The following is a 458-nucleotide window of genomic DNA, read 5'->3' on the forward strand; positions in this document are numbered from 1 at the left end:
CCCGAGACCGATTGCACCTGCACCCCGGCCGACAAAGCCGCGGCCGAGGCACGTCGCCAACTTGAAGCGGACCGGATCGCACCCGAGAAACAAACCGCTCGGATCACCACCGAGAAACGCAAAGGCGGACGTACAGCAACGGTGATCAATGGCCTCACCGCCAAGGCGAACGATCTGCCGGCGCTGCTGTCGAAATTGCAAACCGCCTGCGGCACCGGCGGGACGGTGAAGGCGAAAGAGGACCTGATCGAACTGCAAGGCGACCACGCGGCGACGGCCCGCCAGTGCCTTACCGAGATCGGTTACCGCGTGAAGTAGCGCTCGCGGTTAGGACGCAAAAGCCCCATCGACGCTACCGGTCTGGTGTGATGTCGGATCCCGCAATTCGCGAACGGTTAAGCAGGTACACAGAAGTGATCCGGTGTAACGACAATTCCTCTGATCGTGATCGGTTCGGC

General features: G+C 61.8%; 1 protein-coding gene. It reads left to right on the forward strand.

Translation table 11 applies throughout. From position 1 onward, the window contains the following. Nucleotides 1-318: translation initiation factor (locus NB063_RS31635; RefSeq protein ID WP_250933783.1), on the forward strand; the 318-nt coding region annotated here is incomplete at its 5' end. Nucleotides 319-458 lie beyond the last annotated feature (140 nt).

The sequence above is a fragment of the Aporhodopirellula aestuarii genome (assembly GCF_023701485.1).
GTDB lineage: Bacteria > Planctomycetota > Planctomycetia > Pirellulales > Pirellulaceae > Rhodopirellula > Rhodopirellula aestuarii.